At 59.3% G+C, this 17,171-nt stretch carries 16 protein-coding genes and 2 pseudogenes; 1 reads left to right on the forward strand and 17 read right to left on the reverse strand.

Features of this window, described 5'->3' with window-relative positions:
* Positions 1–407 precede the first annotated feature (407 nt).
* The 11 genes and pseudogenes from AC0L2M_RS18740 to AC0L2M_RS18790 form a co-directional block, all read right to left on the reverse strand.
* Positions 408–728 (reverse strand): exopolysaccharide production repressor protein, encoded by a 321-nt coding sequence (locus tag AC0L2M_RS18740; RefSeq protein ID WP_473535549.1) that lies wholly within the window; start codon positions 726–728, stop codon positions 408–410.
* A gap of 36 nt (positions 729–764) precedes the next feature.
* Entirely contained in the window at positions 765–1,082 is a 318-nt protein-coding gene (gene fdxB / locus AC0L2M_RS18745) for a ferredoxin III, nif-specific (RefSeq protein ID WP_473535550.1), read from the reverse strand.
* Positions 1,079–1,477 carry a CCE_0567 family metalloprotein gene (locus tag AC0L2M_RS18750; RefSeq protein ID WP_473535551.1) on the reverse strand — a complete coding sequence of 133 codons (399 nt, stop codon included), beginning with the start codon at positions 1,475–1,477 and terminating at the stop codon, positions 1,079–1,081. The genes fdxB and AC0L2M_RS18750 overlap by 4 nt, the downstream gene beginning before the upstream one ends.
* 601 nt (positions 1,478–2,078) lie before the next feature.
* The gene (locus AC0L2M_RS18755) at positions 2,079–3,092 is read right to left on the reverse strand and encodes a TlpA disulfide reductase family protein (protein ID WP_473535666.1); all 1,014 of its coding nucleotides are present in this window, start codon (positions 3,090–3,092) and stop codon (positions 2,079–2,081) included.
* Positions 3,093–4,131: 1,039 nt separating this feature from the next.
* Complete coding sequence (locus tag AC0L2M_RS18760) at positions 4,132–5,373, reverse strand: lysine N(6)-hydroxylase/L-ornithine N(5)-oxygenase family protein (RefSeq protein WP_473535552.1); 1,242 nt, start codon at positions 5,371–5,373, stop codon at positions 4,132–4,134.
* Between the two features lie 845 nt (positions 5,374–6,218).
* Positions 6,219–6,605, reverse strand: a complete 387-nt coding sequence (locus AC0L2M_RS18765) for a hypothetical protein (protein WP_473535553.1) — start codon at positions 6,603–6,605, stop codon at positions 6,219–6,221.
* 36 nt (positions 6,606–6,641) lie between these two features.
* Complete coding sequence (locus AC0L2M_RS18770) at positions 6,642–7,508, reverse strand: radical SAM/SPASM domain-containing protein (RefSeq protein ID WP_473535554.1); 867 nt, start codon at positions 7,506–7,508, stop codon at positions 6,642–6,644.
* 241 nt (positions 7,509–7,749) lie between these two features.
* Positions 7,750–8,916, reverse strand: coding sequence for an NAD(P)/FAD-dependent oxidoreductase (locus tag AC0L2M_RS18775; protein WP_473535555.1), 1,167 nt, complete (start codon positions 8,914–8,916; stop codon positions 7,750–7,752).
* Between the two features lie 64 nt (positions 8,917–8,980).
* Positions 8,981–9,178 (reverse strand): hypothetical protein, encoded by a 198-nt coding sequence (locus AC0L2M_RS18780; RefSeq protein ID WP_473535679.1) that lies wholly within the window; start codon positions 9,176–9,178, stop codon positions 8,981–8,983.
* Positions 9,153–9,741: pseudogene (locus AC0L2M_RS18785) on the reverse strand (hypothetical protein); the annotation flags it as partial. The pseudogene AC0L2M_RS18785 and the gene AC0L2M_RS18780, both read right to left, overlap by 26 nt.
* Before the next feature lie 63 nt (positions 9,742–9,804).
* Positions 9,805–10,163, reverse strand: a pseudogene (locus AC0L2M_RS18790) (oligopeptide/dipeptide ABC transporter ATP-binding protein); the annotation flags it as partial.
* A gap of 188 nt (positions 10,164–10,351) precedes the next feature.
* Here AC0L2M_RS18790 and AC0L2M_RS18795 point away from each other — a divergent pair.
* The gene (locus tag AC0L2M_RS18795) at positions 10,352–11,008 is read left to right on the forward strand and encodes a hypothetical protein (RefSeq protein WP_473535556.1); all 657 of its coding nucleotides are present in this window, start codon (positions 10,352–10,354) and stop codon (positions 11,006–11,008) included.
* Positions 11,009–11,560: 552 nt separating this feature from the next.
* Here the strand turns inward: AC0L2M_RS18795 and AC0L2M_RS18800 are convergent.
* The 6 genes from AC0L2M_RS18800 to nifE form a co-directional block, all read right to left on the reverse strand.
* Complete coding sequence (locus AC0L2M_RS18800) at positions 11,561–12,448, reverse strand: universal stress protein (RefSeq protein ID WP_473535557.1); 888 nt, start codon at positions 12,446–12,448, stop codon at positions 11,561–11,563.
* Between the two features lie 98 nt (positions 12,449–12,546).
* Positions 12,547–13,251: a response regulator transcription factor gene (locus tag AC0L2M_RS18805; protein ID WP_473535558.1), complete on the reverse strand. Its 705-nt coding sequence runs from the start codon at positions 13,249–13,251 to the stop codon at positions 12,547–12,549.
* A gap of 73 nt (positions 13,252–13,324) precedes the next feature.
* The gene (locus tag AC0L2M_RS18810; protein WP_473511887.1) at positions 13,325–13,804 is read right to left on the reverse strand and encodes a NifX-associated nitrogen fixation protein; all 480 of its coding nucleotides are present in this window, start codon (positions 13,802–13,804) and stop codon (positions 13,325–13,327) included.
* 16 nt (positions 13,805–13,820) lie between these two features.
* Positions 13,821–14,318 carry a nitrogen fixation protein NifX gene (gene nifX / locus AC0L2M_RS18815; protein WP_163603092.1) on the reverse strand — a complete coding sequence of 166 codons (498 nt, stop codon included), beginning with the start codon at positions 14,316–14,318 and terminating at the stop codon, positions 13,821–13,823.
* Positions 14,284–15,666: a nitrogenase iron-molybdenum cofactor biosynthesis protein NifN gene (gene nifN / locus AC0L2M_RS18820; protein ID WP_473535559.1), complete on the reverse strand. Its 1,383-nt coding sequence runs from the start codon at positions 15,664–15,666 to the stop codon at positions 14,284–14,286. Before nifN ends, nifX begins: the two co-directional genes overlap by 35 nt.
* Entirely contained in the window at positions 15,663–17,165 is a 1,503-nt protein-coding gene (nifE, locus tag AC0L2M_RS18825; protein WP_473535560.1) for a nitrogenase iron-molybdenum cofactor biosynthesis protein NifE, read from the reverse strand. Before nifE ends, nifN begins: the two co-directional genes overlap by 4 nt.
* Positions 17,166–17,171 lie beyond the last annotated feature (6 nt).

Consider the following 17,171-nt stretch of genomic DNA (forward strand, 5'->3'; position numbering starts at 1 on the left):
CCACCTTGCCGCCCAGATGCTTGCCGAGCCGGTCGAGCTTCTCGACGGGCGTGGGTCCGAAGGTGAGCGGGTAGCGTGCGAACCGTTTCAGCATATTTTCTCCAGTGGTACGTGATTGCCCGGAAACTAGCGGTGCACGAGCGCTCCTAAGAGACGCGTTTGACTGTGAGCCGGCACGTTCGGATGTTTCCAAAAGAGGCCGCTGTTAATGCTAATCCGGCGCCTCGTTCGCGGTCGAGACGAAGCACCCGGGCGCTGTTGTGCTCCGAACGATGGCTATGGAGCGAAACCTGCTTCGATGCCGGTCATCACCAGAACGCGGTCGCATCCGATTGTCGCACGCGATGATCACCTCATACTGGTTGCCCCGAAGTTATAGGAACCGTGCTTTAACTTGTCACGGCGCCTCAAGGGAGGAGCATTGCCATGCCGAGCATTAGATTGCGCTGGCGCACATCTGAAGATTCATTCCTCACCTCATCACTGTCTGATGACCGGAATTGAACTTTCTGGGAGCCAACGAAAAGCTCAGCCCTTTGCTCGCCGCGAACGCCGCTGGACCGCCAGGTTAGAAATAGAAGGTTTGCAAAATAGGCCACCTGGAGAACCAGCCAAAAGGCCAGCGTCGTGAAGACGGCCAGACGGATGGAATCCGACGCAAAGTAAACCGTCACAGCGTTGCCGCACAGGACCATCCCGAGGAGCCGACAAAAGATGATTAAACGCAATGGCGTTCTCCTGATTTCTCTCGTCAATCATGCAGCTCAGGCCGAGATCTGGTCGGCCGCGACATGAGTCTGGCAGTTCTTTGGGCAGACACGGCCGCAGGCCCCGCAGCCAATACATCGGCCAGCATAGTCCACCACCATGATCATCCGATTGAGCTCACCATCGAAGTCGTCGTCACCGTCGTCGCAGGCGCCGAGGATCTCACCCGCGTCATCTACGCCGTAAAGGTGCATAACCTCCCGCGAGCAGACCTTGAAACAGCGCCCGCAGCCGATGCAGATCTTGCCATCTATAGTCATCAGATATTTCGGCACCCATCTGGAGCCGTCGCGGGTGATGAATTCGCCCTTCATTGTAAATTCTTCATTTTCGCGAGCTCTCTCCTGGCACCATGCAACTCCGCATAAACGGCGTGCGCTTTCTCGGCCACTTCCTCTATCTCAGTCCATTTAACTGGAAGACCCTCGGCAAGGTCGCGCAAGTTCGTCTTAGCAATTGCTGCGCGCAGTTGAAGCTTTCGGACCTTTTTCACAATCTCATCCAAGTTTGACATAATCCTTCCTTGAAAATCGGTCTTTTCACGCTCGCACGACATGGCAATAGGCATAGCTGCAGTCGCGTCATCGACCAGTTTGGTTCCGGAATCCGCAGTTCCGGAAAGTCTCGAAGCACAACCGGCGGACGCCTCGACAGAACGAGCAACTGGCTGCCCGCGAAAAGCACGCGCCCGAAGCCCAGAAACTTTCACCTTGCGGGCACTTCATCAGGCCTGAGCAAACCATGCTGCGGTGAAAACGTAGAGCCTCCATCACGTCCCGATCCGGATCGCACATGATTGGATCTTCCGCCGCAGTTCCTTGGTAACGGTAATGCCGCCAAAAGCTCGGTCCCCGATTTAGCATCGGATAAGCCGTAGGAGGCATTGGTCAAACAGGGGCAAGACGCTCGCCGTCCTTGTTGACGGCAGGCCAGGCGCTCCGTGAGAGATTTCGTTTCCTCAATTCCAGTCCTCGTTCCGCAACCGAGGATTTCTGCTTTCGGGTACGCCGGGTCGGGCACACCTGCGCAACCGGCGGCTGGCGTGGGAGGCCCCATTCCACGCAATTGACGTCTTCGTGGCCGATCTCGAACACGTCCTGGACTGTGATGCCTTCCAAGACATGCCAAATTCGGCTCGAACTTCTCTTCCGCGCCGTATTCGCTTGTTGGTCACTAATGTCTTGACCCTTTACTTGCAGCAAACGATCCCCCCTCTGCTGCCTGGGCATACTTCCTGCGGGCGCGCCGCCGCAGAAAACTGGGGATTGAGGGTTCAATTACAGGTGTTGTTCCTTTGTAATCTTTGCTCATCAGGCGGCTGCGCTTTGACTTTCCGGAGCCTTATTTTGCGGAACCACGCAAAGATCCGCGGAACAGGCGTTCTCACCTGTGTAGTTGGCCAAGGCTTTGAGCAAGGGGGTAAGGTAGTACTGTTTGATGTGGTCCGGCATTGGCTCCGGAAAATCCAGCGATTTCAGCGCGACGCCGATCAGTTCGGTCGCGCGGATCTTGTTGCCACACTCATAGTGGTACTGAGCGACCGGAACGTACCAAACGAATTTAAGGGGGCCGTCGCTTTGTGGGGAACTCAGTGCCAATATCTGTTCAGACAGCTCCTTGCCCATTGCGAATCGCTCAGCATGGGGAAGATGGGAGTTGTTCGTTGAGGGATTGAAGAGTTGTTTCAGGGCCATTACCATCCAGGACACGGCCTCAAACTTCTTGTCGATAGCGTCCTCGACCAATTGGCGCAGATCTGGCAAGCCGGTCTCGATGTCGCGCAGCTTGTGAAGCAGAAGATCCGCCTGAGTATGCCGGAACCCGTAATTGTCTGGCACCAAGGCGAGGTTTTTTTCGACAGCAGAGAGAGCCGCCTTCCAATTCTCCGCCTGCAGCGCCGGCTGGAGCTTGGCGTAAGTCGGTTCGGTCAGCGCCAGCTCGCGCGCAGTGCGTTTGTTCCTATCGATCCGCCCCTTATCGGCGGCTTTCGCTTCATCGCTGCCGCGCCAGCTGCCGTCCATAACTTTGGGTAAAACGTCATCGAGTTCCGCCGGGTGTCCGATGAATGCGATGCGGCCGTCGCGATCCACCAGGAACGAGGCAGGAATCCCGAGAGAAGAACTCGCCTTCATCCAAAGCCTGTTCATTTCGCCTGTGTAATCGAACGCGATCCGATAATTTAGATTGGGGAACCTCTGAATCAACCAAGCGTCCAAGCTCGTCCGCGTCCCCTCCGCGGTCGGGCCCTCTTCGCTAGCTGCGACTCCGACGACCTCAAATCCGCTGGTTTGATATTTTTCCTGTAGCTGCATCAGATGGGGCATCGCCGCCACACAAGGTCCGCATCCAGTCGCCCAAAACTCAACAAGGTACACCTTGCCGGTTGAAAGTTCGTGAGGGGCTTGCCACGCAGCCAGCCGTTGACTTTGATCGGAGGAGCGGGGGATTCAATCCGCAACACCATGTTACTCTCCAAAGCTTTTCCCACACCTTGTGGCGTCTATGAGCAATCTGGCTCTACCACCTCAGGAACGGAACACACCTGAGCCCATTACTCGTGTTGCTTGTTCTCATGCGGGTCAGCTCACCCACCATCGCCGCACCTCAACTAGCAAGGGCCGTGCCAGCACGCCTGGCGCGCAGCAAATGCTTTATTGGCTTCAAAAGTCCAACAGGCCCAACACGGCGGTTGTTTCGAACCCGACATGTTTTCAGCCGGCTGTAAGCTTTTGGACACGCATCACTCATGCGTCAGGCGCTTTAGGACTTTAGGACAGCGAAGACTTCGCCGTATTGCCGACGGTAAGATTGGCCTCGCCTAGTGGAGCAGCAGCACTTCGGCGCCCGGCTCGAAGAGCTGGTAACCCCACGGCTGGCTCGCGCGTGCGACTGCCTGCCGGCCGGCTCATGGCTGACCTCTTGTTTTAGCGCCGGGTCGTGAGGGGCTAGGCCATCGAGTTCGAGCTGCCGCGGGTGCTGCGTAAGTGTTTGCCTAGACGTCGGACACCGCATGCACGTCCCATATTTTTCGTGAGCGAGCTTGGAAGGTTTCTGGTATGTGGTACGCAGTTCAGGTATTCGCCTCTGCTCCCGCAGGTACGGTAAGCGCCCCGAGCCGGGGTCCGGGTTTCCTTGAAGTAGCCCCAATCACTTGCCTCACCCCACGCAGCCACGACACGCATCGCAACGGGCGGGGCGTCAAGGCCACTGCCCAATTCGGAGTGAGCGACGTAACACGATCTTTACGGCCGTAGGGCAAATGCAGCCTCGCAGAATTTATGCAGTGCGCCGGTTCAGTCAGGATGACTTGGGAGAAGCCTTCGGATCCTTAAATGCCGCCGCCGATGATGAGGAATCTGCGGGTCATATCCCGCTGCCCATTTCTTCTGCGACGGCGTCGGAACAGCTCTCGACGGAGGTAGGGCAGATGTCAGGAGGCTCGGGATTGACGCGCGGCGCACTTTCCAGAAGGCTATCAAGGATGCGACGCGCTCGCCAGGCCAGCAGAGTTAGATTCGGATCAGCCAGCCCGCCCTGCCCGACGCTCGCGTTGTGTACGAAGATGCGGCTGTCACGCGGTCCGTCCCAGAACACCGAAAAATCTTCGCGAATTGCCAATTCATTGTCAATCTTTTCCAGCCGGTCCGCCATCGGTTCCAAGAAGCCTGGCACCGCGTTCTCGTAACCGGTGGCCAGGATGACAATGTCGGCCGTGACTTCTTCGACCTCCTCCATGCCATGCCGCAGGGTGAGTCTGTGGCCCGCGCCGGCGTTGATGCAGTGCGAGACAGTGCAGCCCGGCCGCAGTGTGATTTCGCATTGGTTTGGCTCTAGAAATGCGTGGCGGTATAGCGCCTGATAGATCGCGCGCAACGTGCTTTCCGAAATGCCATCCGAAGCAAGCGCGAAGCGCCGCAGGAACCGCTTGCGCTGCGACTCGCTCATTGCCGCGAAACGATCCGAAAAGCAGGGCATGAACAACTCGTTTGTGAACGGGCTGTTGTCGATGGGCAGGTAGTTTTCGCGCTGCGAAACCCAAGTGATCGATCGAGGCCGCCGTTCTCTCGGCAGACCGACAAGGTGCAACAGCACCTCGGCTCCGGACTGTCCCCCGCCGACCACGCAGACATGCTTTTTGTGCACATCAGGATTAATGTGCAGTAATTCAGATGAGTGGAACAGGTTGCGTCCAGTCCAGCCCTGAAACTGAGGCGGAATATGCGCCTGCTTGCCAATGCCGACCACGACGTTTCTGGCGCCGAGAACCGCGTTATCGGTGCGAACACGAAACTCGCCGTCAAAGCGGATTTCGCGCACCGTCTCGCCGCCGCGGACAAGCGGGTTCCTGTAGAAGGCCCAGTTCAGGTATTGCTCGAACTCAGCTCTGAGCATGGTTTCGAACTGTGCATTCAGGAAGTGGTACAGACGCCCGTTCTCATGCAGGTAGTTCACGAAAGTGTAGGCTGATCGCGGGTTCACCAGCGTGACCAAATCCTTGAAGTGGCTGACCTGGAGCTCCGAGGAATCGAATGCGCTGCCTGGGTGCCAGCGGAAGCCGACTTGCCGATCCAAGAACAGTGCCCCTTGCCCAATTTGCTCGTGCATCTGGCACGCAAGGCTCAAATTAGACGGCCCAGCTCCCACTCCAATGCAAGAGAGCTCCACTTGTCTTGCTCCTCTAGGTGCTTCCCAATTAGGCGATGTTAGAGGAATATCGGCTCTGGCCATCGGCTTCAGTCTCCACGCGGGCATTCTCGCCTTCGGTGCCACTGGATTTGCTAGATTTTATCCCCGCTTTCATAGGTCGGGCATGAAGCCACATGGATCCCGGCCAAGTGATGAGATCGACACTCATGTCCACGACTTGGTGGGGCGTGCGGCGAAATATGCCCGCCGCTTCCATGATTGCGTCTCGGTCGGCGAGCTGCTTTCCAACGTTATTCCATGTTTTAATCGGGCGAAGTCGCCCGCCTCCATCATGATTCGCCGACCTTTGACCGACTTGGCTGTCAGCGAGGGCGCGATCTCGAATGCGGCGACAGCATTTTTCCCTGAGCCTGCTCATAGGAGGGCATCCGCTGATGTGTTCGGAAGATCCACTGCATCAAACGTGCCAGAAGGAAACTTTCATGAAACAACGGTTAGCGGGTTTGTGGTCCTGTCGGGTCCGACAATGAGGGGGAAACCTTGCGCCGGTGGCCGATTTGCCGCGTCGCCGTCCTCTTGCCAGGAGCCGGTAGCTAATAGGGCAGCTCCGCATCGGAATTTTCTCTTAGGACGGCCAGCAACCCAGGTTCATGGACTGTGGCGCGGAAGAAGGCTCTTGCCACTTCTCGAGGCGGGAATCTGAAAAGGCGCCTTCGGAAGCCCGGAGTCCCAGGAGGTCTCTCCCTCTTGCGGAAGATGGAGGCGAGATCCGGATTTGAGACGCAGAATCCAGCTAAAGACGGTCACACAGCTATGTCGAGGCCGTGTGCCCCATCCTGCAGCACCACGAGCCTGACGGTGCTCGCGACCAGTGAGACGCATTCGTCCGCAGCTTTGTCGAGGCTGCCTCCAGGCGGGTCGGGACGGAGATATTCTGGGAAGGCGAAGGTGTTGACGAGTTGGGCCGCGAACGCAGGAATAACCAGGCGCTGATCCAAATAGACAAACGTTCTTTCGGTCCAATCGAGGTTGACCTGCTGATCGGTGATGCCTCCAAGGCGGCCATCAAGCTCGATTGGAAGCCGACGACTACTTTCGATGAGCTCGCCTCGTACATGATCGAGGCCGACTCCCGCGCGTACGGGGTCACGCTCGCGTGACGCGAAAAACGCAATGATTTCGCCGGGCATTTGCAGTCCAAAGCAGCATTCGCCGGCCCGCCTCTCTCAGGCGGTCGGCCGGCACCCAGTCAGCACCCGGTCGTTTGGATCGGCAAATTCACACATCCTACAGAGCAGAAAACCATCCGCTCCGTTCATGCGATCGACGATTTCGCAAAAAACTGGGCTTTTAAAGAGATCGCCGAATTCGTCGCATAGAAGGTTGCCCAGTACGTGACGCCGCTCAAAGTCCATGGAGCAGAGAGTAACCTCGCCGTTTGGAAGGAGAACATTCCGATACTGTCGTTCATCCACGCATATCAGCGCTCCGACGACTGGCTGCCGTGGTTCTACAATCTTAGGATCTACGCTTCCACCCCTGCTGCTCACCGGTCGCGCGCGAACTAGGGCTTCGGCAGGGATAATGTCGGCCATATCGGGATGGGCCTCGCCCAAAACCACGAATCGAATTGATGGGATGTCGGCGTCGACGAGTTGACCAACCAAATCGCGATACTTGTCTCCAACAAGGCGGCTATTCATGTGGGCGCCATCATCAAAAACATGAACCACGAATACCCCCAACCGCAGCGCCTGCAAGCGTTGTAGATCCCGCCCCTTCATTCCCACAAGCGTCGTGAAAATCCTGATGCCATGGCCTTTGGCGGACGCGTGCTCGACCATTTCGGTGCAATCCGGATTGAGCCATGGCTCAGAATACCCGGCAAAACTAATGTCGACGGAGGTTGGTACGCGCGCCAGACAGCGCTTGAAATCTCCAAGACTAAGATGCTTCGTATCAGATACTTTTCTTTGCCGGTCAGCGAACTTGTCCTGCGGACAATATGAACATCCCACGATGCATCCTGTGGTCGTCGTTATCTCCAAAACTCTGCCGGCTGGGATAGCGGAGCGCAGTTCCGGTAAAATCATTCGTTATGACTCCCACTCGTCTGGTTATGCATAACGTCCAGCATGGTGTCTTTGGCTTCATGACATCGACGGTCAATGCGATAGCCCTGCCCCCGTGTGGGGGGAGATTGGCCGTCATCGCTGCTTTCGCCAATCTCCAAGGCTGAAGTTTGGAGCCGCCAGTGAAGCTGCCGATCTCCCCCTTGCGGCCCCTTGCGGGGAGATGGCCGGTAGGCCAGAGGGGGGCGCTGTCCCGCCAGCGTTAGATCACGTTCAATTCCCTGAATGCCCGCCCTTCAGCGACACGGCTGTACCCAAACGCCGAGCAGTCCACCGTGCGGTAGCCGCCATGCACGATCAGCTCGGTCAGCGCCTTGCCGACCGCCGGCGCCTGCTGCAGGCCGTGGCCGGAAAAACCATTGGCGAAGAGAAAATTTTCCACTTGCGGATGCGGGCCGATCACCGCGTTCTGATCGAGCGTGTTGTAATCATAATGACCGGCCCAGGCGCGCGTCGGCTTGATGGCTTCGAAGGCGGGAATGCGGGTCGCCAGCACCGGCCAGATCACCTCTTCGAACAGCGGCCAGTCGGGCTCGAAATCGTTGGGGTCGGCGGGGCCGTCGCCCTCTTCCGGTTCGGCCCCGCCGGTGATGTAGACCGAGCCTTCGGGTCGGACATAGATGCCTGAGGGATCGACCAGCATCGGCATGTCGTCATATTTCTCGCGCGCCTCGAAGATGAAGACGTTGCGCTTGCGCGGTTCCACCGGCAGCACCAGCCCGGCCATTGCGGAAATCTTGCCGGCATTCGGCCCGGCGGCGTTGACAACGATGCCGGCCTCGAGCCGCTCGCCATTATGCAGGCTGACGCTGGTGACACGGTCGCCCTGCCGTTCGATGCCGGTCACATCAGCGGTGATGAAATCGATCTTTTTGTCGCGCAGCGCCTTGCGGAACAGCATCAGCATCGCATGCGCGTCGAACCAGCCCTCGCCCGTGCGGCCATAGGCACCGGCGGTGATGCCCTCGGCCGACAGCCACGGAAATCGGCGGACGAGCGCCTCCGCATCCTCAAGCACGATGTCGGCGCCCTCGGCCAACTGCGTCTGGTGGTTGGCCTTGAGGATCGGCAACCCGTTCTCGCCGGCAAGGATGAGGTAGCCACCTTCGCGAAAGCCGATATCGGCGTCGGCCCCGAATTCTTCCGTCAGCCGCCGGAACAGTTTCAGCGTGAACTGCGACAGGCGGATGTTTTCGGGAATCGAAAACTGTTGGCGGATCGAAGCGCAGGACAGCGTCGTCGCCGCATGGGCGAATTGCGGGTCGCGCTCGACCAGCGCGATCGAGCCCGAAAAGCCTTCCTCGCGCAGATAATAGGCGATCGAGGAGCCGACGATGGCTCCACCGATGATGACGACGTCGTAGCGCACTTTTCGCTTCTCCAGTTCTAAAGCATGATCCCGAAGCCGGTTTCGGAAAAGATCGTGCTCCAATCTATACAGCCAGTAGGATGATCCCGAAGCGCGTGCCGCGCTCGGAGTCAATCAGGCGGATCGTGCCATCATGCGCTTTCAGCAGGGCCAGAACGATGCCGAGGCCCATGCCGGATTTGGCCTTTTCAAACGGGCGCGGCTCGTTCTTCGAGGGGCTGCCATGGGATGATGTCTCACAAATGCGTTCGAAAACTCCCATGCATGAAGCGTGCCGGAAAAGAAGTCTGCCCAACCAATGAGTTCTCGAATTCCAGCTCGTCCGGAACCCGACATTGTCGGATAACCGACGATGCGGGCAGATGGATGCTCGCGGCAGTGCCCCTTCCACACCGCAGGCCGGGCAGCATCAGGTCAGCCATCCACGGCTGGCCCTTCGCGGCAGCATGGTAGGCCAGATATTTTCACTGCTCGAAATATGGTCGGCCACGTTTTTGGCATCATGCCAGGCGCCCCAGAAGAAGCTGGACCCTCTTTGCGACTGCCAAGGTAAACCGAGGCATAGAGCCGGGCTGGCTCGAGACGCCACGGTGGTGCCTTGGCCGGCCCTCATCACGCCGTCCTGATACTTGCTTGTCATACCGAGGAGCGTAAGCCCCTGCGCGGCCAGACGACCGAAGTCGATCGTCTCGCCGCCGCGCGCGCCGCTCACCGCGACCGTGACGTGTTCGGTGCCGGGTCCGGGGTCTCGGCGTCCCACTTGCCGAGGACGCCCAGCCATCATTAGAAGTCGCGCCCCCGATAGGCCCGCGGCGGGCGATCGTGACGGGGATCTGGAAAGGTCCGGTATCCCGATGCCGCCTCTGTCACCCCCGCCTCCTCGTCGGGCTAAGGCTTGAGTTTGATGACCGGCTCCATCACTGCGAAGACCGCGTCGTCCGGTAGGTGGCACTTGATATTATGGCTACCGGGCAGCTTTCGGATGGGCGGAACCTCGCGCTCACAAATTTCTCTGGGAACCAGATGCTTGCGCGGACAGCGCATCTGGAAGGGACAGCCGCTCGGCGGATCCATCGCCGAGGAAATGTCGCTTCGAGCACGATGTGTTTCTTGACGACACAGGTGTCGGCAATCGGGATCGCCGACAAAAGTGCATCGGTATAGGGGTGGTAGGGCAGCGACAATATCTGGTCTGTGGTGCCCTGCTCGACGATGCGGCCGAGATACGTGACCACCACACGGTCGGCGGTTTGGCATCTCGAATGTTCAGATGATTGGCGACCCAGTGGGGCTGCCGCAGTGCCATGCGCACTGCGGCAGGCGAAATGCACGTGGGAACATTCATCGTGCAAATGAGAGCATAATGGCAATCGATTAGAGCGATGACTCGACGAGCGATATATGGAGGCGCTTCGTCGCGTGGTGGGCTGCATCTGTGAGAATTGAAATAAAAAAGCTCATCCTACAGCTGAAACGGTTTCTCAGCGGTCAACCAGCTTCCGAAGCCTTCGGCAACGAGCATCACGATGTTAGCTTAGGTTCTAGTGGCATCGACCGGATCGCCGATTGCGGAGGCGAATCTTTGACCCGGGAAAGCGATCACGGATCCTGCGGCGAGAAGGCATGGGACGAACTCTCCGGTGACAATGGCCGCGACGAACCGCGCATTTTCAGGAGGGACAATGACAAGCTCTGCGGATCGGGCGCAGATGTTCTCTACGCTGGAAGCAGCAAGGATTATCTGACCGCGGGCGTTGACTCACGGCTCCAGGATCAGATGAGCGGCTTCGACCCGAGGTTCGGGTGGAAGCCGCACATCATCGCTCTCGTCGATATCGAACGAGATACCTTCATCTTTCATACGGTGGGGTTCTACAGAGACGGTTTTGACCCGAACTCCGTTGACAACGCCAGCGTAGTGTCCGGCTATCCGGCGAGCTGGTTTTACAACGGCAAGCCACGTAGGGCCTTTGCCTCGGGCGCGCCGGACAGCGGCGCACCCCTGCGCACCCCAACCATGCCGGCCGTGGCCGGAGACCAGACGCGTTTGCCCTCCAGCGAGATCATTATCTTTCCCTTTAAACGAGCGTGATCCCGAAGCGTGACAATCGATCTCGACCATTAGACGAGCTCATCAAAAGTCGTCTTTGGCTTCCAACCGTGCTTGGTGGCCGCCTTAGCAGGCCTCGCCAATCGGCAGGTCCACCTCGGCCGGGACCGAAATAGCCGCTTCTATCCGGATCAGCGCCTGGTTACTCCTGTGTTCGCGGCGGCCTACCTCGTCAATGCCTTCCCCTTCCAGACGATCTCCCTCTCGACACGCCTGAAGGCAGCCTCGACAAAGGACGGAAAGCGTCTCGCGTTCGCGAGCACAATCGTCAGGCTCGTTTCCGCAGGATTGCGCCAGGAAAGCAAGCGATTAAATTGCGTGGTGTACCCTGGGCATCAGAATTGGGAGGACTCCGTTCCACCTTCCGCCTTGCGCATGACCGGAGAGATTTCCGGTGGGCGTCGTCTCCTGAGCAAAGCTTTTTCATGTTCGTTACTCTCCGTAAACTCGATTGTTTCGATGGAGCGCATCTACGGTATGAATCCACGCATCACCGTAGAGCTTCGAACAGCATCGGTGCGGCTCCGCAACCAGTCAGCGAGCCAAAAACAGCGGCAATGTCGGCTTCTCAAAGATCCATCTCGTCACGCCGCCAAAGAGCCGCTCACGCAGCCGACGGCTGCCATAAGCGCCCATGACTATCATGTCGGCAGACGTCTCGATTGCGTGCTGCGCAAGCACCGTGGCCGCCGGTTTGCCGGCACTTGGCAACAGATCAACCGACACCCGAGCACCGTGCCGAGTGAGATAGGCAGCGATGTCGGCTCCAGGCTCCGCGCCGTTACCGTTATAGTTCGCCTTCGGATCGACCAGGGCAACACGAACTTCCTCAGCAGCGCATAAGACACCCAGCGCTTCCCGAACCGCACGGGACGCCTCGACTCGCGAATCCCAACCGACCAGGACGCGCCGTGGCCACAAGGTCGCCTCAGTGCCCTTCGGCACAACGAGCACCGGCCTTCCCGTATCGAACAAGCAGCCGTTGACAACAGGAGGTCCGAGATTCTCGTCATTGAGGAGACACGGTCCGATGATCGTGAGGTCGGCGCAGAGCGCCCGCTGTCGTGCCACTTCGCCGAGGCTTGCCGGAACGCAATAGTCGGTATCAACGTGATAGGCGAGCGACATAGCTCTCAGCAGTCTCTGGATATCTTTGGAGCGTCTTTCCATTCTGGCCACGTCCTGTGTAAATCGATCGATTTGTCGAAACCGGTCATTCAATCTGGCAATTGCCTGTCCACGTCCTCCAGGCCACTCGGGGACACCATCTCCGATCGACGGATACGACATAAGGAGCATCGGAGGCGGTATAACCAGTACGGAAAGGTGCGCGCCGACTTCGGCACACAAGCCGGCGGCAGTTCTGACGTCCTGATCGGAATTGTCAGCGCCGGTCGCACAGAGTACGCTTTTAAAAGCCATTTGCCTGCTTCTCCTGAGTATTCATTTAGGGGCGTTTCAGGCCGCAGGACCGGCTCACCGCGCGCGGGAGGGGAGTGGCACCACACCCAGCACTTAATTCAGTCGTCCGGCTTCTCGAGCGAATAGCCAGCCGACCTGACGGTGCGAATGACGCTGCCGGGCGAAGCCGTTTTCAGGGCTTTTCTGATGCGACTGATATGCACATCGACGGTGCGTGCACCGACATGGATGTTGGGCGGCCAGGCCGCGCCGATAAGTTCGTCCCGGCTGAAGACCTTCCCGGGAGCTTCAATCATAAGCCGCAGCACGTTGAACTCGATGGGTCCGAGGTGGATGTCGTGGCCGTTACCGCGAACCCGGTGGGCGTCGAGCTTTATCTCGAGGCCGCCACAGGAGAGCCAACCGCCATTTTCAAGACCATTTGCACCCCGCTTGGTCAGCGCCAGCCTCGCGCGTAGACAGTCGAGCAGCTTGGCCGGGGCGATCGGCCGCACAAAGCTCTCGTCAATGCCAGCCTTCAGGAGATCGAGGTGCTGGTTCGCCGCGCCCGGCGCGATCAGGGCAATGATGGGCAGGTCGGCGGTCCGCGGCTCCCCCTTGAGCCGGGCGCAGATTGCAGACCCGGTTATGCTCGCTGGCCCGCAGTCCAGCACCACAGCCTTGAAGTCCCGCTGGTCGGCCAATGCAAATGCATCCTTCACGCAGCCTGCCGGCTCACTGGCGAAGCCGTCCGCCTCCAGAACGTGGCTATACATCAGATAGAACTCCGCATCGTCCGAACAGATCAGCACCAGCGGCTTCATCGGCACTATCCCAAGAGCCCCATCGGCCCGGACCGGGTCGGCGGCGTAAGGTGGCCATCGACGCCTGCTTCCATCACGCGCGTGCTACCTCGGGGTAGGTTTCGATGGCTGCGATTGCGTCCCCGACCAGTTTCGTGCCGGCCTCGGCGAGCTTGCGGAGGGTCTCGAAGCCGAACCGATGCACGTCGCGCAGGGTCTTGGACAGAACGACCAGACGCCCGGCGGTGAAAAGCACGCGCCCGAAGCCCTCATGGCTCATTTCGATCATCGGCGATGCCATCAGGCCGGAGCGCTCTTCGATCGCAAGGGCGACGGCAGTGTAAAACTTGTCGAGCCTCCACAGCACGTCCGGGTCGGGATCGCCGATTATTGGAATCGTACGGCGCTGTTCCTTGCTGACGATGAAGTCGGCCAGCAACTCGGCGTCCGCTTTGCCGTCCCACGACCCGTGGGAATCTTGAGCACGGATCAACCGCACGAGGCATTTGACGAACGGGCTGGCAAGGGCCGCCTCGTCCTCGTTGACAGCAGGGCTAACCGCGACTTCAAACATTTCGCTCTTCCTCGTTTCAGTCCTCGTCCTCGAAGGACGGTTTCTCTCCGGCGACACCAGCTTCGGCCAGCACCTTGCGCAGCCAGGGCGGAGGACATGTCCTCAGCATCGTCTGCGTGCGCAACAGCACCTCTTGGATGGGTTGTGGCTGCGGCACCTTGATTGGATGGATTTTTGCCGAGACAAGCTTGGCTGCCGAAGGTCCGCCGATCGCCAGACAAAACAGGAGGTGGCAGCCCTTCAGCGCTTCCACCTTCGGTGCGATGCGGTCATCCCCCTCGGTCCGATGTTTCCCCCTTTCGTCGGAGACGTCGTCGAAGGCAAGGGCTTCCAGGAGGTTCCATTCCTCGCGCGTCACATCGTAGATGACAAAGCGCTTGGCGGACCCGAAATGTGCATTGAGCTCCTTCATGTCCTGGGTTGCGATTGCCACGCGCAAAGCGCCTGCTTGTCGTTCACGCATCGGACCTTGAACCTCGTCAGTGACGAGTGAGAGGCGACGAACGGGGCCCACCTGGCGTTTCCCGCTTGCGGAATGGATCAAGTTCCTCAGGCGTCGGCGCATGCCGGTCGGCTTGGAACATGTTGGCGACCTCGAAAACCAGATCACGGGTCCCTTGATAGAGGATTGAGAGCTTGTGCTGGCTGCCGAGCCGGTCGAACACGGGGAAGCCGACGCGCATGAGCGGAATGCCAAGGCGCTGCGACGCCTGGCGTCCATGTGAATGGGTGACCAGAAGATCAGCGCCGCCGGCAAGCGTTTCCAAATCGCCGAGATCGCCGATCTGAATCGACTCCGCTGGTACCTTTTCCAGAATTTCCGACATATCGGTCGTCGTGACCGCCGCCGCGATTTCGGAGCCCATGTCCACGAAGAAGGTTGCGTATTGGTAGAGTTGTTCTGGTTCAGCAGCGATCGCAATTTTCTTGCCTCCGAAATGGAAATGTCCGTCGAGCAACGCGTCCTGCAATTGCGCCCGCCGACGGCACACGCCTGCCGGCACTGGCTCGCCAGAAATCGTGGACAGCAGGGAAACGAACTGATCGGCGCGCTTCAATCCGGTCAGCGACTCGAACAGCACGTAAGGGACGCCGCTCACCTTGTGCAGCACCTCGGCCGGCCGGCGCATATGCTCGCCGATGGCGATGCAGTGCTCGGCCGTGCCGAACTCACGGATGTCCTCGACACTCGTACCGCCATAAGTGGTCGGGACCCAGTGGTCTGGTACAGTACCGTCAAGCGAGCCTGAGAGGTCCGGCAAAATCACCGGCTGCAGCCCAAAGCTTTCAACCATCTCGCGCAAATGCTCGATGTCAGCCACAGTGAGGTTCCAGCCGGGTAGGATTGCGATCTTCTTTGACTGGCGCGCCCGCTCGCCAGGCCGCGTAATGCCTTCAATCATCGCGGTGACAGCCTTGGCCCAGCCCTCTTCGAGGGCGCCGCTGAAATCCGGCGTGTTGGCCAGCACGATCTCAGTACCCGCGAGTTCTTCCGCCCGTTTCAGCCTGATGTCCGCAATATCGCCTGCGGAATCCTCGCCACGGGTTTCCACCAGGGCCGTCGTGCAGACGCCGATCAGCTTTGGCTTCGTGCGAGTCTTGAGATTGAGGATCGCCTCTTCCAGATTGTCCGCCCCCCCGAGGATGGTAGCCACTTCATCCATCGCGGTGGTCTGTAAGGAGATCGTTTCCTTAAAATGCCGCACCAAGAGCACGAGCGCGAAACTGGTGCAGCCCTGGCTGCCGTGGAGCAGCGGCACCGCGCCCTCGACTCCGAGGAAGGCCAAGGCGGAACCCAGCGGCTGTGATGATTTCAGCGGATTGACCGAAGCTGATTTGGTCTGGGAAACGACGCGGCTCATCGGATTTCCTCAACACCAGCCGAAATAGTCGGCGTCGTGCCGGCGAATTCCTGGGCAGAGTGCACCGTCGCGGTCTCGTTCTTCGTCCTCGGCTGTTCGTCCTTCACACCAGGCTGGCAATCCCACGGGGCCCGGTCCCGCACCTGGCACCAGATCGGGTTGTGAATGGCGAGGTCGATCTGGCGTACGAGTTCCACCATGCCGTCGTAACCGGCGTAAGGGTGTTGGCGCTCCTGGTTGATGTCGAGCCAGGGCGTCTTGGCCTTGAGCGCGACTAATTGCGTGCGCCCACCCGACAGCATGATATCGGCCTTGCCTTCTGAGAGCATGGCGTAAAGGTCGCGCGCTGCCATCTGCTCGAACATGTGGTTGTCGTCCTTTAGGATCTGTTTGATGCGCTCCTTGTCTTCGACCGTGGATTTCTTGACCGAGGTGCCCACGATCTCCATGCCGATCTCCATCAGCGCATGGACGACCGACCAGGACTTCACGCCACCCGTGTTGAGCAGCACGCGCTTGCCTTGCAGCCGCCGCCGGTAGGCTTCGAGCTTCTTCGATGCAATCGCCTCCTGCTCAGCGATCAGCGTCTCTGTGCGGTCGAGGATCTCCCGATCTGCACCCTTCCGCACCAGCAGCTCAGCAATTTTGCGAAGTGCTTCCGAAGTGTCTGAAATCCCGTAGAAGGAGCCTTCGAAGAAAGGGATGTCCCAGCGCTCGTCCATCTTGCGGGCTAGGTTGATGAGGGCCGTCGAGCAGACCACCATAGCCGCCCGGGCGCGGTGCGCAGAGGCAATGTCGAGATAGCGAGCGTCGCCCGGAATGCAGGCGCGAACCCGGATCCCGAGCCGATCGAGGAGCGGCTTTATCAGCCAGAATTCGCCGGAAAGGTTGAATTCACCAAGGATGTTGATGTCGTACGGCCCGGCGTCGTCGGGTTCCACCGTGCCGATGACATGGTCGAGCAACGCCTCGGCGGCGAGCTTGTTGCCGAGGTTCTTGGAGCCGGCCAGGCCCGGCGCATTGACCGGGACCACGGCCAAGCCGAATTTTTCGGCGGCGCGTTTGCAGACGGCCTCGATATCATCGCCGATGAGCGCCGTCACGCAGGTCGAATAGACAAAGACTGCCGGCGGCGCATACGCTTCCTTGATTTCGCGGATCGCCTTGAAGAGCTTCCGCTCGCCCTGCCCCATCACCACCTCGAGTTCGGTAAGGTCGGTCGTGAAGCTTGTGCGCCATAAGCTGGGCCCAGACGAAGCTGCACCGCGGTTGTCCCAAGAATTGCCCTCGCAGGCGAGCGGCGCATGGACCAGGTGCGCAACGTCAGTGATCGGCTGCAGGACGATCTTGGCCCCGTCAAAGGCGCAACCGCCCGCTGCCGCTCCTGGCGTCAGCGGCCTTGCGCAGCCCTGCTTGCGCGCCTTGGCATCCTTTCCACGGTTCTTGTCGCACGCGGGCTCGTCGAAAACGTCCTGGATCTTGGCACTGAGCGAGTTCATCGCGTC

The organism is Mesorhizobium sp. WSM4806, from assembly GCF_055811635.1.

Coding starts and splice junctions, on each gene's coding strand:
- fdxB (WP_473535550.1), bottom strand. CDS start 1,082: ATGAAGGGCGAATTCATCACCCGCGACGGCTCCAGATGGGTGCCGAAA.
- AC0L2M_RS18755 (WP_473535666.1), bottom strand. CDS start 3,092: ATGCCCCATCTGATGCAGCTACAGGAAAAATATCAAACCAGCGGATTT.
- AC0L2M_RS18760 (WP_473535552.1), bottom strand. CDS start 5,373: ATGCACGAGCAAATTGGGCAAGGGGCACTGTTCTTGGATCGGCAAGTC.
- AC0L2M_RS18765 (WP_473535553.1), bottom strand. CDS start 6,605: ATGCCCGGCGAAATCATTGCGTTTTTCGCGTCACGCGAGCGTGACCCC.
- AC0L2M_RS18770 (WP_473535554.1), bottom strand. CDS start 7,508: ATGATTTTACCGGAACTGCGCTCCGCTATCCCAGCCGGCAGAGTTTTG.
- AC0L2M_RS18780 (WP_473535679.1), bottom strand. CDS start 9,178: ATGGGAGTTTTCGAACGCATTTGTGAGACATCATCCCATGGCAGCCCC.
- AC0L2M_RS18800 (WP_473535557.1), bottom strand. CDS start 12,448: ATGGCTTTTAAAAGCGTACTCTGTGCGACCGGCGCTGACAATTCCGAT.
- AC0L2M_RS18805 (WP_473535558.1), bottom strand. CDS start 13,251: ATGAAGCCGCTGGTGCTGATCTGTTCGGACGATGCGGAGTTCTATCTG.
- AC0L2M_RS18810 (WP_473511887.1), bottom strand. CDS start 13,804: ATGTTTGAAGTCGCGGTTAGCCCTGCTGTCAACGAGGACGAGGCGGCC.
- nifN (WP_473535559.1), bottom strand. CDS start 15,666: ATGAGCCGCGTCGTTTCCCAGACCAAATCAGCTTCGGTCAATCCGCTG.
- nifE (WP_473535560.1), bottom strand. CDS start 17,165: ATGAACTCGCTCAGTGCCAAGATCCAGGACGTTTTCGACGAGCCCGCG.